The organism is Paenilisteria newyorkensis, from assembly GCF_000766145.1.
GTDB classification, from domain to species: Bacteria; Bacillota; Bacilli; order Lactobacillales; family Listeriaceae; genus Listeria_A; species Listeria_A newyorkensis.
Genome location: NZ_JNFB01000001.1, coordinates 1 through 23,845, shown reverse-complemented (window position 1 = coordinate 23,845; position 23,845 = coordinate 1). Strand labels below are relative to the sequence as shown.

The window sequence follows — 23,845 nt, the reverse complement described above, 5'->3', positions numbered from 1 at the left end:
TTATCGAAATGTATATTTATTAATAAAAGGGGATGTAGAGATGACAAAAGAAAAAATCGTTCTTGCTTATTCTGGTGGTTTAGATACCTCCGTTGCGATTCAATGGTTAACCGAGGAAAATTATGATGTGATTGCTTGTTGTTTAGATGTTGGCGAAGGAAAAGACTTGGAATTCATTAAAGAAAAAGCCCTGACTGTCGGTGCATCTGCGTCGTACACGATTGACGCGCGGGAAGAATTTGCGGAAGAATTTGCTCTAATCGCTTTGCAAGCCCATGCTTATTATGAAGGAAAATATCCACTGATTTCAGCGCTTTCTCGTCCATTGATTGCGAAGAAACTCGTGGAGGTTGCTAGACAAGAAGGCGCTGCCGCTATCGCTCATGGTTGTACTGGAAAAGGGAACGATCAAGTTCGTTTCGAAGTCGCGATTCACGCATTAGCACCAGATTTGAAGGTTGTTGCGCCCGTTCGTGACTGGAAATGGTCGAGGGAAGAAGAAATCGAATACGCACAAAAACATAATATCCCAGTTCCGATTGACCTCGATAATCCGTTTTCTATCGACCAAAACTTGTGGGGACGTTCGAATGAGTGTGGCGTTTTAGAGAATCCGTGGATTGCTCCGCCAGAAGCGGCGTATGATTTGACGGTTGCCCTTGAAGATACGCCAAACACACCCGAAATCATCGAAATCGAGTTTTTAGCAGGTGTTCCTGTTGCTTTGAACGGTGAAACGCTAAGTTTAGCCGTTTTGATTCAAAAATTAAACAAGATCGCCGGCGCGCACGGTGTTGGTCGGATTGATCATATTGAAAACCGTCTTGTCGGCATTAAATCACGGGAAGTTTACGAGTGCCCTGCCGCGGTTGCGTTAATTACGGCGCATAAAGAACTGGAAGATTTGACGTTTGTTCGTGAAGTCGCGCATTTCAAACCGGTGATTGAGCAGAAAATCAGTGAAGTGATCTACAACGCGCTTTGGTTTTCACCGCTTACAAGTTCTCTCGTGGCCTTCTTGAAAGATACGCAAAAATATGTGAACGGCACGATTCGGATGAAACTTTTCAAAGGACACGCGATTGTGGAAGGTCGGAAATCACCGAATTCGCTGTATGATGAGAACTTGGCGACGTATACTTCGGCGGATACATTCGATCAAGATGCTGCGGTTGGATTCATCAAACTTTGGGGCCTACCAACGAAAGTTAGCGCTGAGGTCAATGCAAAATTAAACGCGAAAACAGAGGTGTAAACCATGGAAAAATTATGGGGCGGTCGTTTTCAAGGTAAAAGTGAGGCGTGGATCGATGAATTCGGCGCCTCGATTTCCTTTGATGCAAAACTGGCAAAACAGGATATTACGGGAAGCTTGGCGCATGTCGCGATGCTCGGGAAATGTGGCATTATTTCGGTAGATGAAGCGGCGCAAATCAAGGTGGGACTTGAGGTTCTTGCTGGAAAATTGGCGGCTGGTGAGCTCGAATTTAGCGTTGTGAATGAGGATATTCATCTGAATATTGAGAAATTGCTGCACGAAGAGATTGGACCTGTTGCTGGGAAGTTACATACGGCGCGGAGTCGGAATGATCAGGTCGCGACGGATATGCATTTGTATTTGAAGGATGCCGTGACGGAGATTATCGCTTCGTTGGCGCATTTGCGGACGGTGCTTGTGACGAAAGCGGAGGACCATGTCGAGACGATTATGCCTGGTTATACGCATTTGCAGCACGCGCAACCGATTTCTTTTGCGCATCATTTATTGGCTTATTACGGTATGTTTAGTCGTGATTTGGAGCGTTTGACGGAGAGCGTGAAGCGGATTGATATTTCTCCGCTCGGTTGCGCGGCGCTTGCTGGGACGACTTTTCCGATTGATCGGGCGTATAGTGCCGAACAGCTCGGTTTTAGCGCGATGTACGATAACAGTTTAGACGGCGTTAGTGATCGCGATTTTATTATTGAGTTTTTGAGTAATAGCGCCCTTTTGATGACGCATTTATCGCGTTTTTGTGAGGAATTGATTTTATGGACGAGTCATGAATTTCAGTTTGTCGAGTTGATTGACGCGTTCGCGACGGGAAGTAGCATTATGCCTCAGAAAAAAAACCCAGATATGGCCGAGCTAATTCGCGGGAAAACCGGTCGTGTTTACGGTAACCTCTTCGGCTTGCTGACGGTGCTAAAAGGCTTGCCGCTCGCGTATAACAAGGATCTTCAGGAAGACAAGGAAGGCATGTTTGACACGGTTCATACGGTAAAAACAAGTCTTGATATCTTCGCTGGGATGATTGAAACAATGAAAGTCAACACGTCCGTGATGGAACAGTCGACGCAAAAAGATTTCTCAAATGCGACCGAACTGGCTGATTACCTCGCTAAAAAAGGCGTGCCCTTCCGCGAAGCCCACGAAATTGTTGGGAAACTCGTTCTTGATTGCACGCAAAAAGGGATCTATTTGCAAGATGTAGCGCTCAAAGATTATCAGGCGATTCAGCCCGTTATTGAGGAAGATATCTATGACGCGCTCGCCTCTTATACCGCAGTCGCAAAACGTAACTCTTACGGCGGCACTGGCTTTGACCAAATTAGAGCCATGATTGAAAAAGCAAAACAAACACTATAAAATAAGCTAGGCCTGCCAATATTCCGAGCAGTCCTAGCTTATTTCTTAGGCGCGAGTTCTGAAAATACAAATTTCGATAAAAATAAAGTATAATAATGAGGATTACAACTATTAAGGAGTGAAAAAATGGTACAAGCAAAAATGGTTTTTCTAACGTTACCTGTAAAAAATTTAAACGCATCGGTGGACTTTTTCACAGCACTTGGCTTTGAATTCAACCCGCAATTCACGGATGAAAATGCGACATGTCTGATTTTAAATGATACGACGTTTGTTATGTTGGTCGTAGAAAACTACTTCAAAACATTCACAAAGAAAAATATTTCGGATGCTACAACATCAACTGAAGCTATTTTAGGTTTTTCTGCCGATAGCCGCGAAGGTGTTGACACATTTGTTGAGAAAGCGCTCGCTGCTGGTGGTTCTCCATCCAACGAAAAAGTAGATCACGGCTTCATGTATAGCGGAAGTTTCCAAGATATCGACGGACACTTGTGGGAAGTCATGTACATGGATCCCAACTTCGTACAATAAATATATAAAACAGTCTTGATCCCCCTACATCTCGTAGGTTCTCAAGACTGTCTTTTTTATACAAAACTTATTTTACAGTCAATGCACTTGCCGTTTCTGTTGCTTGCGTCATCATTTCTTGAATCAACGCATCTACGGGTTTTATTTCAGTGATCATGCCCGTAATTTGCCCAGCCATCACCGATCCATTTTCCGTGTCGCCCTCCTGCACCGCTTTACGCAATGAACCGAGTGTCAATTCTTCCAACACATCGCGATCCACGTTCTCATCCTCCAAGCGCTGGTATTCTTTAATCATCTTATTTTTAATACTACGAACCGGCGCACCATTTCGGCGACCTGTCACAACCGTATCGCGATCTTTCGCCTTCAAACACGCCAATTTAAAGTTCTCGTGAACCGGACATTCATCGGTTGCCAGGAAGCGCGTGCCAATTTGTACACCTTGAGCTCCCAATGCAAAAGCAGCCGCAATCCCGCGCCCATCGCCAATTCCACCAGCCGCAATGACCGGAATCGAAACAGCATCAACTACTTGCGGTAAAAGCGCCATCGTCGTCGTTTCGCCAACATGTCCACCCGCTTCCGTGCCCTCCGCCACAACCGCGTCTGCGCCAAGCTGCTCCATCTTGCGCGCAATCAGCACAGACGGCACAACCGGAATCACCGTAATCCCAGCTTCCTTCCAAATCGGCATATACGTTTTCGGCGTCCCAGCCCCAGTCGTCACAACTTTCACACCTTCTTCTATAATAACCGCTGTCAATTCCTCAATATTTGTCATCATCAGCATTAAATTGACACCAAACGGTTTATCCGTCAATGCCTTCGTTTTCTGAATCTCCGCGCGCAATTCCTCTCCGCTCATACCACCAGACGCGATAATTCCTAATCCACCAGCATTCGATACAGCTGCAACAAGCGGTGCCTTCGCGATTTGTGCCATCGCCCCTTGCATAATTGGATATTTAATGTGTAGCAATTCTGTTATTGACATGATTTTTTCCTCCGATACAATTTTGCATACGTTCCTTATTTCATGTATATTTTCTCACAAAGACATCTAAAAAACAACCACCTCTCCTAAAAATGGCTGTCTTTCTAGCAAAATTTAAGCTTCATTCTTCGTCTGCACGGCTAATAAAATACATCCCATAATCCCCGCATCATCCTCCAATTTCGGCGGCACAATATATTCCTCCAAATCCGGCAACTGAATATAGCCCGCAATTAGCGTTTTTAATTTCTGGCGAACGAGTGGGAAAACTTGGCGTTGCTTCATAACCCCGCCACCAATAACGATTCGCTCCGGCGACAAAATCAAACTATAATTCATCAAAGCCTGTGCGATATAATGCGCTTCCAGATTCCAAACTTCCTCATTTTCCGCTAGTTCCACGCCTTTTTTACCCCAGCGTTTTTCGATAGCACCACCAGCTGCAAGCCCTTCCAAACAATCATCATGATACGGACAATTGCCTTGATAGCGATCATGCTTATGCCGGCGAACCATGATATGCCCCATTTCTGGATGCGAATAACCCTCTAACATTTTGCCATTTACCACAGCTCCAGCACCGATACCTGTTCCAATCGTGATATACATGCAACTCGAAAGCCCTTCTGCCGCGCCAAGCGTCACCTCGCCAAGCGCCGCCGCGTTCACATCCGTCGTAAAGCCAATCGGTACATCAAATGCTTTTTTCAGCGCGCCGACAATATCATAGTTCCGCCATGCCAATTTTGGCGTCGACGTGATATAGCCATACGTAGGACTCGATCTCCGCACATCAATCGGACCAAACGAACCAACACCAATCGCCTCCAAATCCCCCTCATACTGCTTGAAAAACCGTTCCACAGACTTCATCGTCTCAGCCGGCTCTGTCGTAGGATACGTCTCCCGTTTCAAAACCTTACCCGACGCATCGCCAACCGCCACAACAAACTTCGTACCGCCAGCTTCAATCGCTCCAAAAACCATTCCAATCCACTCCTCTTTCATTATGTATTCGTTTTCATTCTACATCAAAAATCGCAACTTGAGAAGCTTATTGTCTAACAATTATCAAATAAGATTATATATACCTAATTTAACAGATAATTAAAATCAAGGAAAATTACTTCCTAAAAATCCACTGGCACAACTGCTCAAATTGCTTAAAATAACTCGGAATCTCCTCTTTTTCAAGTCCCACGTACATATTCGCCACAATGCTCTCATTATACCATTTCTGCAAATCATATCCGCGCTTAAAATAGCCCCAAACCTTGTTTCCTTCAGAGCTGAGCGCATATTTAATCGACTGTAAATTATCCAATTTATCCGCCACAATAATAGCTTTTTGCTCCAATGTTCCCGTGCGAACAACATCGATCGTATGACTTTTGCGCTCCTCCCATGACTGCGATTTATCCTCCGTATGAGAAGCCACAAGCTCTGCCACATCATCACCAAAAGCCGCTCGAATCTCATCCAGCGTTACCGGCGTGTCCTCCACCACATCATGCAAAAATCCCGCTGCGACAACTTCCTCACGAAAACCCGCATCACGTAATATATGAGCCACATTCCGCGGATGCGAAAAATAAGGCTCTCCCGTTATCTTACGACGCTGCATCCGATGCGCCTGTTCTGCAAAATCACTCGCTCGCCGATACATCCCAATTCCCTCCTATTTTTTAAAAGGGCTTTGGAAATCACCAAAGCCCCAGTTTGAGTGCATTTCTTTAAAAATACAACGTTTGTCGTCACGCGCTGTGATGAATTTGCCTATCACCAAGCGCTTGAAGCGGCCGATTCGTATCCTCGATAATATCTTGGAAAGCTTCAAAATCTTCTTCAGCAACGCTTGTCGCATCTCTCAGCACAATCCACGTCACACCTTCAAAAGTTGGTGGCGTCGTGAGTGATCCCTGATACGTAAAGTATGCCCTATTTTCAGGTAAAAATCCACTAACATCTAGCGGAAGTTCTTTTTCAATGCCAAAATCAGCAAATACCTCTGGAAAAATCGAAGCTAACTCACCAAAATCGCTACCTTCCAATTCCTGCTCCATCCAAATGCCCAAAACAAGTCGTTCACCCGCTTCATTCATGTGCACCAAATGCCATTCCATCGCAAAATAATGCTCGTTTAGCGTGTGCTCACTCGGAACATGACCATGAAAAGCAATCAAATTATACCGCTGCCCACCATAAGTCAAGCCCTGTTCCTTACTCTGCGGAAAAAGATGTACCGAATTCTCCACACGTCTCACCGTATATTTCGTTTCCTTGTAATCCAGTTCGAGCGGCGGAGCCCCCTGTACTTCCATCACTTTCTCCATATGAATATCAACTGGTGACTGATTCTTTCCTGTGTGCGCGATTTCATACTCATCACAAATATGTCCCCAATAATGCGGTCCCTTTTCCCCTTTATAGGACCATTTCACAAGCGGCTCTGTCATGCATCATTCCTCTTTTCATAAAAAAATTGCGCTCTATTTTGTAATCCTTATTATGCGAATATTTCGTGAATAGTTCTTCAAGTTATTTTTTTGTGTTCTTTTTATTATACTGAAAATCCGTCAAATTGCCAGTATGTTTTCTCGAAAGTGGAAAAAATAATTTCAAAATCCCGCTAAATAGCCAATCGTCACGCAAAAAAAGAAGACCACTAAACTCAGTAGTCTCCTCCACACTCAAAAATAATCTGAAAAATACGGCGTCTCGTTAGGAATCATTTTCTCCAGCTGCTTCACGACCATATCACTCGCCATTAACCGCCCAATTTTGCGCAAATATTTCGGGCGTTTGTAGCCAAAAAACATCGTCGTCAGCGTCTGAATATCAATCTCAACCGCCTCCCCTCGCGCCTCTTTGACCATCTCAAAATCACCGTTCTCATCCCACGTAAAAGCGAAAATACCCTGATTCCAATCCAGCAAATCATCCGTCACCCTGAAATGAAAATCCGCCTGCTTCTCCGCAAAAGGATACATCTTAAAAAAGCCTTCCACATCCACAATTCGCGCCATATAATACGGATGAATCGTCTCCGTGATATCACTATCCTCCATCAAAAAAGCAATCGGTGCATTCGTGTACATTTTCCCTTTCACATGCGTCACCATCGAAAAATGCGCACTAATAAAGTTCCACAAACCATGCCGCGCCTCTTGCGTTAAATACACCATTTCCTTCATATGAAAAATATCATCAGCAATCCAATAATACATAAATCCTTGGGGTTCGTTCGCCTCGTCATAATACACAGCCGCAATCATCTCTTCGCGTTCCCAGCGCCAGTATTCTTCCCAGGCCAGCGAATCACGAATCATCGCAACGTGCTGATTCCTTGCAAAACGGTCATACGTTTTCAACACATCTTCATGCTCAATATCGAGGCGCTCCACCATCCCCTTCACAGGAACATTCTCCGGAAGCTGCGTATCCTTAATCGTAAACGTCATCACGTCCGAAATAATCTCCCAACCTTTCCGGCGATAATACGGAATAGAATACGGATACAAATAAGAAATCGTCTGCTCCCGGTCACGCATTTCCTTCAAGCTTTGTCGCATCAGACGGTGCATCAATCCAAAGTTCGCATACTCAGGATACGTCCCAACCCCTGTCACACCGCCCATTTTATATATCTCACCAAAAATATTCACATTCATCGGGTACACGGCCATTTGCGAAATCAATTTATCCCCATCAAACCAGCCAATAACATCCGCTTTTCGCAAGACTGGGCGTTTGGCTTGCTCAATTTCGTCCTCCGCCCAGCCAACTTCATGCAGCTCCTGATTCGTTACCTGGAACACGTACCGTAGCAAATCATTGAATTGCGTTAAATGCTCCATCTCCAATGTTTTCATTTTCAACCTATCTTGGACATTCTGCTGCCCCATATTTTCTACCTCTCTCCTCAAAATCTACCTCTCTATTGTACATTGAAGTCACACCCTTTCGCAATTCCTTTACTTCCGTTTCGCGACAACTTCTTGGTAACGTTTCTCAAGTTCCGCTTTTTCGGTAGCCGTTAACCTTGGTTCCATTAATTTGGCCGCAATCGCTGACATCTCCATCTCCAGCAATAATTTATCCTCCTCAACCCGCGTCTCCACTGTCTTTTTCGCATTTTCCCAATCCGCATACGTCCCGTCAAACAACGTCAACTTCTCCTCTTCCAAAACTAAAAGCGAAGTCGCGACCTTCCTAACAAAAGTCCGATCATGCGATACAAAAAGTACCGTCCCAGAATAGCCGCTAATCAAGCTTTCCAACGCCTTCATTGCATTAATATCCAAATAATTCGTCGGTTCATCCAAAATAAGCACATTAGCATCACTCAAAAGTAGCATCGCGAGCGCCAACTTCACCCGTTCTCCGCCAGATAAAACCGTCGTATCTTTCGCCAAATCAGCCGCGACAAACTGCAAACTACCAAGACAATCCCGGTTCATCTGATCATCATGAATACTCACTGCTTGAATATTCTCCCACAACGTCTTCGTCAAATCTACCTGCTTTAACTGCTGATCAAAATAAGCAATCTTCACTTTATCGCCACGCTTAATCGCCTCATTTGATTGCATAATTTGACGTAAAAAAGTCGTTTTCCCGCTCGCATTTTTCCCGATAAGTGCCACTTTTTCACCGCTCTTCAAACTAAACGTCGCATCCGAAAACAAGACCCGTTTGCCAACCCTTGTGCTAAGTTGATTAACACGAATCACGGTATTTCCCTGCTTGATTTGGTTCTGTTCAGGAAGCATAATCTTAATCGCTTTTTGGTGAAACGGCTTGTCCACTCTCTCCAAACGATCAATGCGTTGCTCCAGCGCCTTAATGGTTTTGTGCTGTTTCTTCTCCTGCACACCTTTGCCCGGTTTCGCTGCCCGAATCTGTCTTGACGAAAATCGCTTGTTCGGCTTCCGCAGACCTTGTGCAGTCTTCTCATGATGTTGTTGCGATTCCTCCAGTTTCCGTTTCTTCGCCTGATACTGCTCATATCCAGCCTCAGCCTTATCTCGCTCCGCCTGTTTCGCCGCCTCATACGCGCTGTAATTCCCTGGATAAACCGTGATTCGCGCCTGATCCAGCTCCCAAATCGTCGTACAAATCGCATCCAAAAACATCCGATCATGCGAAATAACAAACAACGTCCCAGCATACCGCTTCCATTGGCGCTCCAAATGTTTCACGCTATCCACATCCAAGTTAGACGTCGGCTCATCAGCAAAAAGTAAGTTCGGCTGCTCCGCCAAAATCCTCTGCACAGCCTTCCGCGTTTTTTCGCCACCAGAAAGTTTTGCATCCTCCGGCAAAATTTGCGGCAAATAACCCGTCGTTCCGTTTCGCGTCACAATCCCTTGATCCGGCGTCGTGACCCCAGCCATCATCTCAAGCAACGTCGTCTTGCCCAGCCCATTTCGGCCAACAATCCCAATCCGTTCCCCACGATTCGCCATCACATGCGGAATTTCAAACAAAACCCGGTCCGCTATCTCTTTTTTCACATCATTAATCTCTAAAATCAGCATAAAAAAACCTCCTATTTCTCTAGAATAGGAAGTCAGAAAACAAGCCTGTTAGCCATTTTGCCAACACACAAACCCGTCTTTATTCGCTCTGCGTCATTTTGAGCACAGCAATCCCATTCTAGAAAATTTCGTTCGCGAATAAACCGACCTCAGTCCAGTTCATTTCACGCTTATTCGAATTCTCTTAAAAAAATAGGATTACATTTTCATCGGCTCAAAAGACACCCCTTTGCATTTGTTGGGTTCATCATAACGCATTTCTCAAAAAAAATCAACCTTCATGAAACTACAACCATCAATCTTCTAGTGGAATCTTTGCTTCAAATTCTTTTTCTTTTGGTGCGGTTTTCTTTTTGTAGGCCAAATAGTAGAATAGTGAAACAAATACCGCTCCGCCGACAACATTACCTAGGTAAACTGGAATAACATTATTGATGAACTGTCCCCATGAGTAGCTTCCTGCAAAAATCGCGGCTGGAATGATGAACATGTTGGCGACAACGTGTTGAAAACCTATCGCAACGAATGCCATAACGGGAAACCAAATGCCTAAAATTTTGCCGGTGAAATCTTTCGCGGCGTAGCAAAGCCAAACAGCGATGCTCACGAACCAGTTACAGCCAATTCCCGATACGAATGCGACCCAGAACGGATCTTTAATTTTCGCGCCTGCCGTGGCAACTGTTTTTGCAAGAAAATCGCCTTCTGTGAGACCTACAAAATGTCCGAAGAAAAACGCAACCGCAATCGCGCCGACAAAATTCATAACGGTTACAATCGCCCAATTCCGCAGTAGCTGCTTAACAGAAATTTTGCGATCGAACCATGCAAGCGCTACAACCATCATGTTTCCTGTAATCAACTCGCCCCCGCCAAGTAAAATACAGACTAGCCCAACTGGGAACAAACTCGCCCCAATAAACGTCGCAAAACTTCCCCATTCATGCGGCATCGTTCCAACTGCGCGAATATAAAGTAAAAAACCCAGTGAAATGAAAGCGCCACCTAGAAAGCCCAAAATAATGAGTGCCAGCGTGGAAGAACTAGCTTTTGCTACCCCTTTCTTTATTGTTTCGTCTACCACCTCTTGTGGTGTGAAATATGCAGCCACAAAAATCCCCTCTTTCTGCTCATGTATGTTTTATTTATATTGATCTTGGAGTCCCCACACTTAGAATATGTTCGCTATATCACAATAACACGCCGAAAGAGCCTTGCATTTCTTGATTTGTGGTAAACCAAGTAGTTGTAACCGGTTACTTTTATACTATGTAAAACCAAATAAACAACTCTGCGAAAAGCTGCTTATTCGGTTCTGCATTCTAACCTAGATGCTTCACGATAGGAATCATAATATGAAATTCCTGTTCCGCTCTTGGCACATCTATTGCGCTATTATACACCTCAATTTTGAACGGTAATTCGTCAAAAACGGGATATTCCACCGTAATATATGGTCGATAATCGCGTGCTGCAATGCGTTCCGCGACTTCTTTGTACGTTTCATTAATATCCGTACCCGCGATATGGTCGCACACAAAATACGTATGTGCTGGAATTTCGATCCACTCCATGTCATCCGGGATATTCTCTGGTTTCCAATTGGCCTTCACAGCAGAATAATACGTGAAACCATCCTCTAAATTATGCACAGACATCCCAAGTAGCGTCTTATCGTGCTTCAGACTAGCTTCGGACTCTGCCCAATTTTGTATTCTCTTGATTGTTTTGTGCACCTCACCGTGAAACGCTTCCTCAAAAGTGCCCTTCCAAACAAAAGCAAGCGCAGTAAATCCTTCATGTTCTTCAAAACGTGCAGCTGATAAAGCCATTTTAATCAACTCCTTCATGGGATTTCATTGCTTCTTCTAATCACGTAAATCATACCACAAAACGTAAAAATAATCTCATAATAAGTATGAATAAAATGACAATTTAGTTTCTACCAAGAAATCGGAGCTTTTCCGGCGGACTCCAAGTAAGCATTAATTTGACTATACGGCTTACTTCCAAAAAAGCCATTGTAAGCGGATAAAGGACTCGGATGGACTGCCGTAATCACTTTATGCTGCGGATTCGTAATCAAAACCTGTTTTTTCTTCGCGTCTGCACCCCAAAGCACGAAAATCACTTGCTCTTCTTTCTCGTTTAGCAGTCGAATGATTGAATCGGTGAACTGCTCCCAACCTTTTTTGCGGTGAGATGCCGCTTTTCCAGCTTGTACCGTTAACACCGTGTTCAGAAGCAACACGCCTTGTTCCGCCCAATCCGTCAAGTTGATATCCGTCCGCGACACGCCCAAATCCGTATCGAGTTCCTTAAACATATTTCGAACAGACGGCGGGAATTTCGCCTCACTTGATGCCACGGAAAAACTCAAACCATGCGCTTGATTTGGGCCATGATATGGGTCCTGCCCCAGAATCACCACTTTCGTATCCGCATAACTCGTCAAATCCAAGGCATGATAAATCGCCTCACGCGGTGGATAAACAGTTGCCGTCTCATATTCCTCCTCTACAAACCGCTGTAAATCCTGAAAATACGCCTTCTCCTGCTCCTCTTTTAAAAGTGCTTGCCAATCATTTTGCATAAAAATTCCTCATTTCTTTATGTATACCCGCTTTATAGATGCGGTCCTTGATCATTTTGTTTCATTTTTTCTCGAACATCAGCCATTGCTCGTTCCTGATTATCTGATTTTTTTCTATCTGACAAACTTGGTAGGAAAAACAAAATAGCTACTATTATAATAAGGAGTACAATAATAAACCACATAATGACAGCTCCCTTCTTTTCATCACAAGTATAGCTTCTTTTTAAGAAAAACACAAAGTATATTAATTTACATAATAAATAGAAATAAATAAGATTTATTACCTATTTATAGTTCTAATTTGCTATTTGAATTTTTTCATGATAGACTGGTATAGTTTTCATCGTCATTCGGGCTTTAAAACAACTAACTGATTAGGGAGAGATACAGATGCAACACAAGAAAACATGGGGAAAAGTGTTACTAGCCCTTATTTTGTTACTAGCCGCTTTAACTGCAAGTACAAATAATGTGCACGCGGCAGAAACAACAGATTGGTCGAATGTCACTTGGAATGTCATAGGAGATAGTTTAACTGCCAAAGACAATACTTATGCAACAAAGCGATATTTTGATTTTATTCAAGAAAATTTACACATAAAAAAAATCAATAACTACGGTATAAGTGCTTCCACAGTTGGTAGCGTTTCTTCGCCAATCAGTGTGCGCTACGCATCCATGGAGAATGATGCTGATTTGATTACTGTTTTCGCAGGTTTGAATGATTATGGTAAAAATGAAGACCTTGGTATGCCAAGTGATTCGACAAACCGCACATACTACGGAGCCCTTGATGTTCTCATGAAAGGCTTAACTAAAAAATACCCTAATAAAAAAATAGCTTATATTTCAATGTACGCTCGAAACTTTATTCCACCAGTGAATAAATTAGGGATTCCTGATTATGCCTATGTTAATGCTGAAATCGAGATTTGCGAGCGATATCACATCCCACATTTGAATTTATATGAAATGGATTCAATTAATATTTCTCTATCAGGAGCACAGGGATTTAGAGCTCTCGATGGCGTTCACTTGAATAATGCTGGGCATCAACACCTAGCCAAAATAATGGAGAAATTTATTAAAGAATTACCATAGCATCGAAATCCCTTCAAACTAATTTATCTAGTTTAGAGGGATTTCTTTATTTTAACCTCGCACTAGCAATCGAAATTCCCTATAAATTAACAGAAGAATTGCAAATATTTATACCTTTTTACTCATTATAAATTCAATATTACTAAAAATCTTTTTTCGTGGTAAATTAAAATAGTTTTAAACGTCATTTCGGCGGCTAGAACAAACTAACTATGAAGGAGAGATTCAGATGCAACAAAACAAAACATGGGGGAAAATAGCGCTAGGCCTTCTTTTACTCTTATTGGCCTTATCTATGAGCACGAGTAAAGTAAGCGCTGCAGAAACAACAGATTGGACAAAGGTCACTTGGACGGACTGTCATGGGGGACAGTTTGACAACAGAGAACAATACACTGGCAACGAAACGGTATTTTAATTACATTCAAGAGGATCTACACATCAAGCAAGTCAACAACTATGGTATGAATGGCTCCACAGTTGGCAACCTTTTCGCACCGATAAGTGAGCGTTATACAACAATGGACAATAGTGCTAACCTGATTACCGTTTTTGCAGGTATAAATGACTACGGCAAAGGCCAAGCGCTCGGCATGCCAAGTGACACGACAAATAAAACATATTACGGCGCACTCGATGTCCTATAAAAGGTCTGATTAAAAAATATCCCGGTCAAAAAATTGGCTTTATTTCTATGTATAAGCAATCATTCTTCCCGCCAACGAACAAATTAGGTATTCCAGATTACGCATACATCAACGCTTCCATCGAAGTTTGTCATCGTTATAATATTAAACATTTGAATTTATATAATCTAGACTCCTTTGACTTATCAAAGCCGGATGTAAACGGTTATAGCGTTGGGGATGGGATTCATTTGAACAATAAAGGCCATCGTCACCTCGCTGATACGATGGAAGTTTTTATTAAGGGATTGTAATAGATAATAAACGCAGGACAAGGTTTGATGCCTTTGTTCTGGGTTTTTTTATCTTTATTTATCAATTCCATCTATCTACAGCCTTTTATGCGTTTTCTATCCGTCAGTTCAGTTTTTCCCACCAAGTTTGTCGTAACCTTTCATCACATGCTAGACACATAAAAATAGTAGGCAAGACCATACTCCTAGCCTTACCTACTAATATTATTATATTTTAGCTCATAACATTTATGTCACTTGAATTCAAAAGCGATACCCAAAACCGATAGACCGAATATTAAAACCAGTGCTTTCTATTGGCATCGTGTACTTACTTAATTCTTCTACGTACAAACAATGCTGTGCAAACAATAATTCCTAAACCAATTAATGTTGATGGACCATTGCTGTCACCTGTTTTCGGTAATCTTCTCTCCGATTCTATGGTATTACTCTCTACCGATAGAACTTTTTCAATTGGCGTCTCTGCTACTCCAAGAACGGGTTTTGTTGGTTTCTCTGGATTTACTGGTTTCTCTGGTTTCTCTGGATTTACTTTCTCAGGTATTATTGCCCTTTCAAGCACGGTTACTTTAACTGTAATAACAGCACTTTCCCCTACACTATTTGTTACTTGGTACGTAACCTCATATATGCCTGGAGTCATGTTGTCTACGTCATTTTTGATTAGCTCTAGTTTTCCTGTTAGGTCTCCGTCCTTCGCATCTTTCGCGCTGACTTCTGCCAACGGATCAAAATTATCGCCTACATAGATCGTATGATCTTTTGCTTCAATGATTGGCTTGCTTAAAACGGTTACTTGGATGGTCTTGGTTGTGCTTTCCCCTACACTATTCGTTACTTGGTACGTAACGTCATATACGCCGGGGGTCATGTTATCTACGTCATTTTTGATTAGCTCTAGTTTACCTGTCAGGTCTCCGTCCTTCGCATCTTTCGCGCTGACTTCTGCCAACGGATCAAAATTATCGCCTACATAGATCGTATGATCTTTTGCTTCAATGATTGGTTTGCTTAAAACGGTTACTTGGATGGTCTTGGTTGTGCTTTCCCCTACACTATTCGTTACTTGGTACGTAACGTCATATACGCCGGGGGTCATGTTATCTACGTCATTTTTGATTAGCTCTAGTTTACCTGTCAGGTCTCCGTCCTTCGCATCTTTCGCGCTGACTTCTGCCAACGGATCAAAATTATCGCCTACATAGATGGTATGATCTTTTGCTTCAATGATTGGTTTGCCTGTTACCGTGACTTTAATTGTCTTTGTAGCCACTTTCCTAGTAACACTTGGTACAAAATCTAGTTTTTCTAAAGTTTTTAGCAAGGCGTCCCGGTACGTAATTTCGCCTGAGTCTATGAGTGAAATAGCTTGATTGGCGTTGGCAGGAAGTTCTCCCATAACTTCATACGTAACATGATACACTCCAGGCTTACTCGTGTCTACATCGTTTGCTTTTACCCTAATCTTGGACGTTAAATTGTTCGATGCTGTATCTGTTGCTGTTGGATTCACTGTTTGAATGGGATCAAACATGGCTCCTTCTGATAGCGTTATATCTTCTGCTGTAATACTTGGGGTACTGCTAACTGGCACTTTTCCGGTAACGTCAAATGTGACAGTGTACTCGCCTTCTGGTAAAGCATCTAAGTTCCATGTTAGCGTTTGATTCACGAAAGTTGGTTCTTGATATGGTGCGGGGATAGCGATTGTTTGACCAGCGCTGTTCTCCACTTTCGCACTACCTGCAACATAGGTTTGTCCAGCGCTTACTTTTTCTGATATACTCAATTGATCGTTTAGGTTTGTTTGAATAATATCCTTCACTTCAGATGCAAACTCTCCAATTGAATTATCGTTGTTATTCATATTGAAGAAAAATTCGCTACGAGAAACGAAATTGGGTACATTCGTATTAATATAATTGTTGTAGTTATTGTATAGGCTAGCCCCCCATTCTGCTTCTAGTGAAACTTTATTCTGCCATAAGCCAAAAGAAGTTAAGTAGCCTGCAGATGTAACATGACTTAATGCTGCATTAATACCTGTGGTTGGACCGAGCAATTGAACCATCGAGGTACTTGGTGTCAAGGCTTTGCCATCTATATCACCATTCGGAAAACCATCTGTTACAACAAGAAAAAGTGTCTCTCGGTTCGATTCTTTGATTGGATTATTCGCTTGATAATCCTCTAATGCTTCTTGAATTCCGTAGGCTGTTGGTGTCCCATTACCATACAATTGCTTTGTTGTCACATTATCAATCGTTGCTTTTGTATCCGTGAGCGAATGCGTCATCTCATTTTTATAAAGCACATTGAAAAATTCATTATACTGCCCTTCATTCTGAGCTTCTAGCGTTGTTTTTGGGTCGTTGTATATCGGCAAGTCTGTATCACTAGCTTTTATGGAAGTGTAACCAATGAACTGCGAACGGTCAATCACTGGGCTCATTAAATCGATGGCTTGTTTCAGCTCATTCGCTACATTAGAATACGTATCACGAAAACTCCCCGATAAATCTTGCACAATAACTAAATCTAATTTCTTTTCTCGGGGTGCTTTTTCTACTGGTATACTAATTGTGTTCCTGGATGTATCTCCCGTAATGCTTATTTTCACCACCTCATGTGTGGATGTTGCAGCATTGGCCACATTTGGGATGCTACTTAAAAGTAAAACTAAGATGATAAGTATTCTAAAGACTGTTTTCATCATTTTCCCCCTCCTCTTATTGACTATCTATATAAAAACCTGATGACCTTCCAAAAGCCACAGGTTCAGCTTTCCTGGCATATAAGACTTCATCTGCATAGATGACGCCTCTTACACAAAATTATGCAATTATTTCCCTGAGCATTTCACAAATATAGTCAATTTGATTCGTTGTAAGCTGCGTGCCAGATGGCAAACATAGCCCTTTCTGAAATAACATATCTGCATTACTTCCCTCTATCTTTTCACTATAATATGCGGCATCTTGAAATAGCTCCTGCGTGTGCATCGGTTTCCATAGGAGTCTGCTTTCAATCCCTTTTTTCGCTAATTGTTCCATTACTTTTTCTGGTGCGATACCCTCTAATAAAACCGTCGATAGCCAGCGATTATTGAATGTCTCCTGCCATTCTGGTAAAAAAGTGAGCGTTGCGTTGTTTTCAAATGTAGCTTTATACGCCTCAAATATTTCCCGCTTCTTCGCAATCCGCTCGTCTAAAACTTCTAGTTGCGCGATGCCGATTCCCGCTAACACATTGCTGAGTCGATAATTGAAGCCGACTTCGCTATGAGAATAATACGGCGCATCTTCTTTTGCTTGAGCCGCAAGATAACGCGCTTTTTCGATTTGCTTGGCGTCATTGGATACGAGAGCTCCGCCGCCAGATGTTGTAATAATTTTATTGCCGTTGAAAGAATAGATGCCAAACGTGCCAATTGTTCCTAGTTTGCGCCCTTTATAAGTAGAGCCTAACGATTCCGCCGCATCTTCAATAACCGGGATGTCGTAACGATTCGCAAGTTCCATGATTTCGTCCATTTTGCAGCTTTGACCATAGAGATGTACAATGATGATCGCTTTTGGTAGTTTATTTTTAGCCGCTGCATCCTCCAGTGCTTTCGCGAGTGCGACTGGACTCATTCCCCACGTGTCGGTTTCAGAATCGATGAAAACTGGTGTCGCTCCAAGATAGAGCGCTGGATTAATGCTTGCGATGAATGTAAATGTGGAACAAAATACTGTATCACCGCGCTGTAGGTTCAAAAGTGTCAGCGCCAAATGAATCGCAGCTGTCCCAGAACTAGTAGCTAAGACACCATTGGCACCAGTATACGTCGCTAAATTAGCTTCAAACTGATCCACATTTGGTCCAAGTGGCGCAATCCAATTCGTATCAAAAGCTTGCTGGATATATTTCTGTTCGTTCCCGCTCATGTGAGGGACGGCTAATGGAATCTGATTCATATATACTTTCCTTTCGTTTCGGAGTTACTCCTGTAAATTTGGACATCGTTGCTTGGTTGTCTTGTGAAATACCATCTCGTTGTACTACTTTGTAAATCGTTAATACGGCTATTTTCAAGTCTAGTAAGAGGGATTGATGATGTACATAATCGCAATCAAAAGCGAATTTTTCTTCCCAGCTCAGGCTATTTCTTCCCTTCACCTGCGCCAAACCAGTGATTCCCGGCAACACAGTCAGTCGCACCTTCTGCTCCTCCGTATAAAGCGCGTTGTATTCTAAAAGCAGTGGCCGCGGCCCGATAAAACTCATCTCGCCTTTTAATATATTGAGAAGTTGCGGCAATTCATCGAGACTCAATTTACGAATCAAGTGACCGTACTTCGTTAAGCGCTCCGCATCAGGAAGCAACTGCCCATCCATATCATATTGCGTGCGCATGGACTTCAATTTATAAATCGTAAAAGGCAGCCCATCCTTACCCGCACGTTGACTAATATAAAATGGTTTCTCGCGATATAAGGCGTAAAAAATACCGCCACACATCAAAATAATCGGACTTGCAAGAACGAGTAACAGCATCGCAAAACAAAAATCAATACAGCGTTTCACCAGGAACATTCCTCCTATTTGTAATAACACGCCAAACTCGATTGGCTATTTTGTCTACATCATAATTTTCAGCTAACTGCTTCGACGCTTGGTGCGCCTGCTCCCAACTTTGCTGATTTGCAGCTAGATGTTGTACATACGAACAATACGCGTCCACATCTGCATGCGCAAAGCCTTTCCCAGCACCGCTCTCTTCTAATGCTCGCTTCTGCCAACCTTGATAATTCAGCACAACTGGCAATCCACACGCCAGAAAATCGAAAAACTTATTCGCACTGTTATCCCATAAAATTCGTTCATTTTTGATGAGCATCGTTCCCATTTGGCACCGAGAAGCGATTTGCAACGTCTCTTTCTTTGGCTTCGCATCTAAAATACGAATATTAGTAAGCTGCCTCTTTTTAATCTCAGCTTGCATTTTTTGTTTCTCAGAACCTTCACCGATGAGTAGAAAATGAATCGAGTCATTGTGCCTCAGCTTCTCTGCACAAGCGATGACATAGTGTACGCCATTCACAAGCCCCATTGTACCAGGGTGTACAACAACGAATTTACCTTTCATCCAATTCGCTAACAATACATCTTTTAAAGGCATCTCCTTACTTTCTTTCACAAGTCTTTGATTTGCAAAATTCTCTGCGATGGTCACTTTGCTCACTGGAATATTTTTTTGTAACAAATTCTGCCTCATTCCTTCCGACAAAACAACGATATGCGTAGCACTTTTATAAATCTGAATCTCTAACCATTTCAGTAATCGAATCACAACTCTATTTCGGATGAACCCTAACGCAATTGGCACATCTGGCCATACATCCCGCACTTCAAAAATAAACGGTTTTCGCTTCCATTTACTTAAAATCAGACCCACCAACCCAACTGTCAGCGGCGTCGATGTGACATATATTTTATCAATGTTTTTTTCTCGTATGCCTATCAGGATGCTCTTTAGGGAAAAATGAATAAACGCTAATATCCGTCTTAGTTTCGACATTTTTTGATTGTATGCCGTATGCGTAGACTTCACAATAATACCTTCCTTTGTTACGTGCGAATCACCCTGACCACTTACCATGACGACCTCAGCCCCATTCTCTAAAAAACGCTTAGACAGCTCATAAGATCTAGTGGCACCTTGAGTCTCTTCATAGTGTTGATGAATATAAAGTAATTTCATGTCATATCCTTTCAAAAAGTAGTTCATAAGCATTCAACAATTTTTTTTCCTCGTGTTGCCAATTAAATCGCGAAACATGCTCATATCGACCGTTTTCCACATAATTCATGTACGTTTCTGATTGACTCAAAAGCTCCTCAATAGCCCCCACAATTTCAGCTATATTCTTGACATTAACCGGAGTCCCGCTTCCACTATCCTCCATTAACTTGCGCCACAGTGGGAAATCAGAAGCCACGTAAGGTAAGCCAAACGACATGTACTCAAAAAGCTTCGTCGGCAATGATTTCAAGTAATTCGGTTCTGGATGCAAAAGAGCAAGCCCAATATCCGACTTTTCGTAGTAGTGATTGAGCCTTTCTAAATCTAGCCGTCCTTTCAAATACACGACTTTTTCTAATCCATTCGCCTCCAAATAGCTTGCGGCCCATTCCTGCAACCTTTCTGGAACCTGCCCGATAATCAACAATTGAAAATCGTGGCCTCGTTGCTTCAACATGTTTGCAACTTCCAACATCTCTTTAAAACCACGAATTTCATGTATCGCCCCAGCATAGACCAATGTCATTACCTCAAATTTATCAGTGGCATCTACTTCTTCTTTCAAAAAGGGATAATTCAAAATGTCTTCTTTAGGTACTACGATGTCCAAGTAATTTGCTTTATAATATTTCTCCGCAAACAAAATCGTGTCCACCTGCGCCAATCGCTTTTTTTCATACGTCGCAATGCGTTTGATGCACCAATTAGGCACCGAAATCCCTTTTATCCGCTTACTCTTCAGCGCGGAAGGAAAATCCTCATGCATATCGAACACAATCTTAGCTCGCGTTACTTTTTTGATTCGGGGCACTAAAAACAACAACTCTGGATCATGTAAATGTACCGCGTCTGGCTGTTTCCGCTTTATTTCCCGCAAGAAATACCACCACGTCAGGAACCGTTTCGCTAAACTCCTTCTTGGCAACAGCGTTACCGTCAAACGAGAATCCTTTGGCATAGTAGCATTCGTACCCTCTACTGCGTAATAATCGACTTGATAACCAGCACGAAGCAATGTCAGCACTTCTTTATGGTAAATTCGCGAATCATTCCAAGGATGAACGGAGCTTAAGACGATGATCTTTTTCATAAAGCGGATCGACCTTCCTTTCTGTTTTCAAAAAATAATTAATGATGAAAGCAATGACTATACCGTGAGTCAGTAAGCTGGTAATCAACGACGTATCGACCAGACTCCAAGCTGGCATCGCAATCAATGCCGCACTCACAATAAAGTTCCGATTCGCCGAAATACTATCGTACAGATACAAGATGCCAACAAGCAATACTGTAAAACCGATAATCCCTGCATATCCAAAATTCGCAAAACCGTCTGCCCAAAGGTTCGCATTTGCTGCCAAACCAACACGCCCGAAATAATGCTCCCCAATCAAAAACGGTGGCAATTTATCGTACGGATACGTTAAAAATGGATCTAAAATACTGTGCGAAAGGTGTACTTGCGGATTGACCGAAAAGAAATCAAAATAATAACTAAGCAAAAGTCCTGGCGTAATCAACATCCGGCGAATAAACAACGAAGTATACTCTGAACTATTCGTCACTAAGTCTAGTGCCATCGTCAAAAATACTAATGCTGTGATTCCATACACAAAATACAAGACAAAATCACGGCCACTTTTTCGTAAGCAGAAGATAATCACAAGAATAAAAACACTCGATAACGCGACGCTCTTTTGCCCCGTGATAGAGAAGATGAAGAGTTGTCCCAATACCCCGATACAAATGAGTAACTTGTTCTTATTCACAAATCCAAGCGCCAGAAGTAACGCGTTGATAATTTTCGACTGCCAGTTCATTGCATATCCTGACAATCGGTTTACCTGATCCCGATACGCTTCCCGCAAGTCATACACATCATCGACTTGCGAAAAGTTGAAATGAATCCCAAACGTCTGAATGATGATGCCCCACAAAGAAAGGGAAAACAAAGCAATCACAAACAGCATGACATTCGTCTTCACTTTTGTATAATAAACAGGAATCAGCCTGAAATTTCCGGTCATGTAAATCAGCGCCATACAGAACAGCAGAACACATTTTAGCGCGATAATCGCATCAAAATTGTTCATTCGCACATAATCCGGAACAATCATCGCCGGGACATACACCATCATATACAAAATCCAATACACGATTCGCGACGGTCGATAAGCATGCGTATTCGACCACAAAATCGGGATAAACACGAATACAATCGACACGAACTGCTCCATCGCGCTCGGATGAAGATTAATAAATCCAAAATAAGAAAAGGCTGGGGAGATAAAGTCGGTATACGCTAATTTCAAGCCATACACATAAAGCGATATACCGATAATCAGTACAATTTTATTCCATTTGATCTGCATATACCGTATCCTTTCGTTTTATCCCCCAATTGCCAAGTAAAAATAGGAACACATAACTCAACGTCATCGTGATGCTGAAAAATAAAACCGCGGCCGTCATGCCCAATTCCAACTGATAAATCAAGAAGAAACCGGCGAGTAATAACACAAACCGCGAACTATCCCAAACGAGCTGCCACCCTTGATTCCCCGTAATATATAAAATCTGCGACACCGGAAGTACAACCAGCTGCACAAAAAACATCGGCGTCAATAGTTGCGCATATACACCCGCCATCTCCCAACTCGGTCCAAACAACCAAGCAAAGAGCATCGGGGCCACTGCGGCAAACAATCCCATCGGCAATAGAAAAACCAGAAACAAGCGACTCGTTAGTTTCCAGTACACTTTTTGCAATGCGTCTGGATTTTCTCGTAGTAATTCACTTGCCTTGCCGTAAAACACTTGCCCAACCGCCGTTGTAATCATCGCGATGGGAATCCCAACCATCCGCTGCGTTAACGAAAACTGCCCGCTCGCCGCAACACCGAAGAAAACAACAAACAGTAACGTCGGTAACTGTATCGCCACATTATTCAACACGAGGGATGGCATGCCTAACAGCGGGAACTTGCGGTATTTCTTGACCAATAATCGCCACTTACCGCGTTGCCACGAAAAACCTTCCTGCCTCACAAATCGAACCAATAAGTTCATCGAGCCCGCGATCCGGCCCAGCACATCACCCGTAACAAGTCCGACACCCGTCTTCGTTATCACGCCCGCCAAGCCAATTTGCGCCACTCCATTCACACCACTTTGCGATATTTTGGCGAATGAAATCGGTCCATATCGGTCCTGTCGAATCGCCCAATACGTCAAAATCTGCTGGATACTTGCGGCAAAAACACCAATCCCGAATAAAATCGGCACAACATACGCAACCGGTACGCCCATCAAGCTAAACACCGACCATCCTGTTGCCACATACAGCATCAAGCCACTTAAAAACCAGACAAGCGAAATCCCGATACACAGCCACACAATATGGCGAACATGATCCCGATCTTCCTCCATCGGAATCGCCTTCTCATACGCAAACGCCGAAATCACCAAGAATATCCCTAGCAAACTCGTATACGTTCCGAATATCCCGAAATCCGCCGGCGTAAAAATCCGTGTCAAAATGGGCGATAACCCGACTAAAATAAGTTGCGCCACGACATTTCCAGAAAACACTTTCGTCAAATTCTTCAAAAAGGAAGATTGAAAAGCTTTCTTCATTCCCTATTGCATCATCGCAGTACGCTCTGGCAACCCAGAACCGATACGAAAGACTTTCTCGCTATTTTCCCCTTGAAACAT

The 23,845-nt window shown here is 42.8% G+C and carries 23 protein-coding genes; 6 read left to right on the top strand and 17 right to left on the bottom strand.

All coding sequences use genetic code 11. From position 1 onward, the window contains the following. The first annotated feature begins 40 nt into the window (after positions 1-40). The 3 genes from EP58_RS00105 to EP58_RS00095 all read left to right on the top strand — a co-directional run bounded on the left by EP58_RS00105 (position 41) and on the right by EP58_RS00095 (position 3,163). Positions 41-1,255, top strand: coding sequence for an argininosuccinate synthase (locus tag EP58_RS00105; RefSeq protein WP_036088777.1), 1,215 nt, complete (start codon positions 41-43; stop codon positions 1,253-1,255). A 3-nt stretch (positions 1,256-1,258) separates the two neighbouring features. Then, positions 1,259-2,629 carry an argininosuccinate lyase gene (argH, locus tag EP58_RS00100; RefSeq protein WP_036088776.1) on the top strand — a complete coding sequence of 457 codons (1,371 nt, stop codon included), beginning with the start codon at positions 1,259-1,261 and terminating at the stop codon, positions 2,627-2,629. A gap of 126 nt (positions 2,630-2,755) precedes the next feature. Continuing rightward, on the top strand, positions 2,756-3,163 hold the full coding sequence (locus EP58_RS00095) for a VOC family protein (RefSeq protein WP_036088774.1): 408 nt from the start codon (positions 2,756-2,758) through the stop codon (positions 3,161-3,163). A gap of 67 nt (positions 3,164-3,230) precedes the next feature. Here EP58_RS00095 and EP58_RS00090 read toward each other — a convergent pair whose 3' ends face one another. The 10 genes from EP58_RS00090 to EP58_RS17400 all read right to left on the bottom strand — a co-directional run bounded on the left by EP58_RS00090 (position 3,231) and on the right by EP58_RS17400 (position 12,478). Beyond that, positions 3,231-4,160: a nitronate monooxygenase gene (locus EP58_RS00090; RefSeq protein ID WP_036088771.1), complete on the bottom strand. Its 930-nt coding sequence runs from the start codon at positions 4,158-4,160 to the stop codon at positions 3,231-3,233. A 114-nt stretch (positions 4,161-4,274) separates the two neighbouring features. Continuing rightward, positions 4,275-5,147 (bottom strand): ROK family protein, encoded by an 873-nt coding sequence (locus EP58_RS00085; protein ID WP_036088769.1) that lies wholly within the window; start codon positions 5,145-5,147, stop codon positions 4,275-4,277. Between the two features lie 136 nt (positions 5,148-5,283). Then, positions 5,284-5,826 (bottom strand): HD domain-containing protein, encoded by a 543-nt coding sequence (locus tag EP58_RS00080; RefSeq protein ID WP_036088767.1) that lies wholly within the window; start codon positions 5,824-5,826, stop codon positions 5,284-5,286. A gap of 88 nt (positions 5,827-5,914) precedes the next feature. Continuing rightward, positions 5,915-6,616: a carbonic anhydrase gene (locus EP58_RS00075; protein WP_036088765.1), complete on the bottom strand. Its 702-nt coding sequence runs from the start codon at positions 6,614-6,616 to the stop codon at positions 5,915-5,917. Positions 6,617-6,850: 234 nt separating this feature from the next. After that, on the bottom strand, positions 6,851-8,065 hold the full coding sequence (locus tag EP58_RS00070) for a GNAT family N-acetyltransferase (RefSeq protein WP_036088763.1): 1,215 nt from the start codon (positions 8,063-8,065) through the stop codon (positions 6,851-6,853). Between the two features lie 69 nt (positions 8,066-8,134). Then, positions 8,135-9,700 carry a ribosomal protection-like ABC-F family protein gene (gene abc-f, locus EP58_RS00065; RefSeq protein ID WP_036088761.1) on the bottom strand — a complete coding sequence of 522 codons (1,566 nt, stop codon included), beginning with the start codon at positions 9,698-9,700 and terminating at the stop codon, positions 8,135-8,137. A gap of 295 nt (positions 9,701-9,995) precedes the next feature. Further along, complete coding sequence (locus EP58_RS00060) at positions 9,996-10,811, bottom strand: formate/nitrite transporter family protein (RefSeq protein WP_036088759.1); 816 nt, start codon at positions 10,809-10,811, stop codon at positions 9,996-9,998. Between the two features lie 211 nt (positions 10,812-11,022). Further along, on the bottom strand, positions 11,023-11,532 hold the full coding sequence (locus tag EP58_RS00055; protein WP_036088757.1) for a GyrI-like domain-containing protein: 510 nt from the start codon (positions 11,530-11,532) through the stop codon (positions 11,023-11,025). Between the two features lie 110 nt (positions 11,533-11,642). After that, positions 11,643-12,293 carry a uracil-DNA glycosylase gene (locus EP58_RS00050; protein ID WP_036088755.1) on the bottom strand — a complete coding sequence of 217 codons (651 nt, stop codon included), beginning with the start codon at positions 12,291-12,293 and terminating at the stop codon, positions 11,643-11,645. 32 nt (positions 12,294-12,325) lie between these two features. Beyond that, positions 12,326-12,478 (bottom strand): hypothetical protein, encoded by a 153-nt coding sequence (locus tag EP58_RS17400; protein WP_156110577.1) that lies wholly within the window; start codon positions 12,476-12,478, stop codon positions 12,326-12,328. 208 nt (positions 12,479-12,686) lie between these two features. Between EP58_RS17400 and EP58_RS00045 the strand changes: the two genes are divergently transcribed. The 3 genes from EP58_RS00045 to EP58_RS17620 all read left to right on the top strand — a co-directional run bounded on the left by EP58_RS00045 (position 12,687) and on the right by EP58_RS17620 (position 14,337). Then, positions 12,687-13,397, top strand: a complete 711-nt coding sequence (locus EP58_RS00045) for an SGNH/GDSL hydrolase family protein (RefSeq protein ID WP_036088753.1) — start codon at positions 12,687-12,689, stop codon at positions 13,395-13,397. Between the two features lie 374 nt (positions 13,398-13,771). After that, positions 13,772-14,044, top strand: coding sequence for an SGNH/GDSL hydrolase family protein (locus EP58_RS17625; RefSeq protein WP_241480992.1), 273 nt, complete (start codon positions 13,772-13,774; stop codon positions 14,042-14,044). Positions 14,045-14,091: 47 nt separating this feature from the next. After that, positions 14,092-14,337: an SGNH/GDSL hydrolase family protein gene (locus EP58_RS17620; protein ID WP_241480991.1), complete on the top strand. Its 246-nt coding sequence runs from the start codon at positions 14,092-14,094 to the stop codon at positions 14,335-14,337. 310 nt (positions 14,338-14,647) lie between these two features. On the opposite strand, the gene EP58_RS16840 is transcribed toward EP58_RS17620, so the two are convergent. From EP58_RS16840 to EP58_RS00005, 7 genes are all read right to left on the bottom strand, one after another. Next, on the bottom strand, positions 14,648-17,056 hold the full coding sequence (locus EP58_RS16840) for an LPXTG cell wall anchor domain-containing protein (RefSeq protein ID WP_052171317.1): 2,409 nt from the start codon (positions 17,054-17,056) through the stop codon (positions 14,648-14,650). Positions 17,057-17,174: 118 nt separating this feature from the next. Then, positions 17,175-18,299: an aminotransferase class I/II-fold pyridoxal phosphate-dependent enzyme gene (locus tag EP58_RS00030; protein WP_036088750.1), complete on the bottom strand. Its 1,125-nt coding sequence runs from the start codon at positions 18,297-18,299 to the stop codon at positions 17,175-17,177. Beyond that, positions 18,229-18,918: a sugar transferase gene (locus tag EP58_RS00025; protein ID WP_077917775.1), complete on the bottom strand. Its 690-nt coding sequence runs from the start codon at positions 18,916-18,918 to the stop codon at positions 18,229-18,231. Before EP58_RS00025 ends, EP58_RS00030 begins: the two co-directional genes overlap by 71 nt. Beyond that, complete coding sequence (locus EP58_RS00020) at positions 18,893-20,086, bottom strand: glycosyltransferase family 4 protein (RefSeq protein WP_159106203.1); 1,194 nt, start codon at positions 20,084-20,086, stop codon at positions 18,893-18,895. Before EP58_RS00020 ends, EP58_RS00025 begins: the two co-directional genes overlap by 26 nt. 1 nt (position 20,087) lies before the next feature. Continuing rightward, positions 20,088-21,218 carry a glycosyltransferase family 4 protein gene (locus EP58_RS00015; protein WP_036088749.1) on the bottom strand — a complete coding sequence of 377 codons (1,131 nt, stop codon included), beginning with the start codon at positions 21,216-21,218 and terminating at the stop codon, positions 20,088-20,090. Then, on the bottom strand, positions 21,175-22,500 hold the full coding sequence (locus EP58_RS00010) for a hypothetical protein (RefSeq protein ID WP_036088747.1): 1,326 nt from the start codon (positions 22,498-22,500) through the stop codon (positions 21,175-21,177). Before EP58_RS00010 ends, EP58_RS00015 begins: the two co-directional genes overlap by 44 nt. Further along, positions 22,481-23,764: a lipopolysaccharide biosynthesis protein gene (locus EP58_RS00005; RefSeq protein ID WP_036088745.1), complete on the bottom strand. Its 1,284-nt coding sequence runs from the start codon at positions 23,762-23,764 to the stop codon at positions 22,481-22,483. Before EP58_RS00005 ends, EP58_RS00010 begins: the two co-directional genes overlap by 20 nt. Positions 23,765-23,845 lie beyond the last annotated feature (81 nt).

What these genes read in the sequence shown, in the direction of transcription:
- EP58_RS00050 (WP_036088755.1), bottom strand. Translation starts at nt 12,293, where the DNA reads ATGCAAAATGATTGGCAAGCACTTTTAAAAGAGGAGCAGGAGAAGGCG.
- argH (WP_036088776.1), top strand. Translation starts at nt 1,259, where the DNA reads ATGGAAAAATTATGGGGCGGTCGTTTTCAAGGTAAAAGTGAGGCGTGG.
- EP58_RS00015 (WP_036088749.1), bottom strand. Translation starts at nt 21,218, where the DNA reads ATGAAAAAGATCATCGTCTTAAGCTCCGTTCATCCTTGGAATGATTCG.
- EP58_RS00095 (WP_036088774.1), top strand. Translation starts at nt 2,756, where the DNA reads ATGGTACAAGCAAAAATGGTTTTTCTAACGTTACCTGTAAAAAATTTA.
- EP58_RS00090 (WP_036088771.1), bottom strand. Translation starts at nt 4,160, where the DNA reads ATGTCAATAACAGAATTGCTACACATTAAATATCCAATTATGCAAGGG.
- EP58_RS17400 (WP_156110577.1), bottom strand. Translation starts at nt 12,478, where the DNA reads ATGTGGTTTATTATTGTACTCCTTATTATAATAGTAGCTATTTTGTTT.
- EP58_RS00070 (WP_036088763.1), bottom strand. Translation starts at nt 8,065, where the DNA reads ATGGGGCAGCAGAATGTCCAAGATAGGTTGAAAATGAAAACATTGGAG.
- EP58_RS00010 (WP_036088747.1), bottom strand. Translation starts at nt 22,500, where the DNA reads ATGCAGATCAAATGGAATAAAATTGTACTGATTATCGGTATATCGCTT.
- EP58_RS00025 (WP_077917775.1), bottom strand. Translation starts at nt 18,918, where the DNA reads ATGTTCCTGGTGAAACGCTGTATTGATTTTTGTTTTGCGATGCTGTTA.
- EP58_RS00075 (WP_036088765.1), bottom strand. Translation starts at nt 6,616, where the DNA reads ATGACAGAGCCGCTTGTGAAATGGTCCTATAAAGGGGAAAAGGGACCG.
- EP58_RS00020 (WP_159106203.1), bottom strand. Translation starts at nt 20,086, where the DNA reads ATGAAATTACTTTATATTCATCAACACTATGAAGAGACTCAAGGTGCC.
- EP58_RS00055 (WP_036088757.1), bottom strand. Translation starts at nt 11,532, where the DNA reads ATGGCTTTATCAGCTGCACGTTTTGAAGAACATGAAGGATTTACTGCG.
- EP58_RS16840 (WP_052171317.1), bottom strand. Translation starts at nt 17,056, where the DNA reads ATGATGAAAACAGTCTTTAGAATACTTATCATCTTAGTTTTACTTTTA.
- abc-f (WP_036088761.1), bottom strand. Translation starts at nt 9,700, where the DNA reads ATGCTGATTTTAGAGATTAATGATGTGAAAAAAGAGATAGCGGACCGG.
- EP58_RS00045 (WP_036088753.1), top strand. Translation starts at nt 12,687, where the DNA reads ATGCAACACAAGAAAACATGGGGAAAAGTGTTACTAGCCCTTATTTTG.
- EP58_RS00005 (WP_036088745.1), bottom strand. Translation starts at nt 23,764, where the DNA reads ATGAAGAAAGCTTTTCAATCTTCCTTTTTGAAGAATTTGACGAAAGTG.
- EP58_RS00105 (WP_036088777.1), top strand. Translation starts at nt 41, where the DNA reads ATGACAAAAGAAAAAATCGTTCTTGCTTATTCTGGTGGTTTAGATACC.
- EP58_RS17620 (WP_241480991.1), top strand. Translation starts at nt 14,092, where the DNA reads ATGTATAAGCAATCATTCTTCCCGCCAACGAACAAATTAGGTATTCCA.
- EP58_RS00085 (WP_036088769.1), bottom strand. Translation starts at nt 5,147, where the DNA reads ATGGTTTTTGGAGCGATTGAAGCTGGCGGTACGAAGTTTGTTGTGGCG.
- EP58_RS00080 (WP_036088767.1), bottom strand. Translation starts at nt 5,826, where the DNA reads ATGTATCGGCGAGCGAGTGATTTTGCAGAACAGGCGCATCGGATGCAG.
- EP58_RS00030 (WP_036088750.1), bottom strand. Translation starts at nt 18,299, where the DNA reads ATGAATCAGATTCCATTAGCCGTCCCTCACATGAGCGGGAACGAACAG.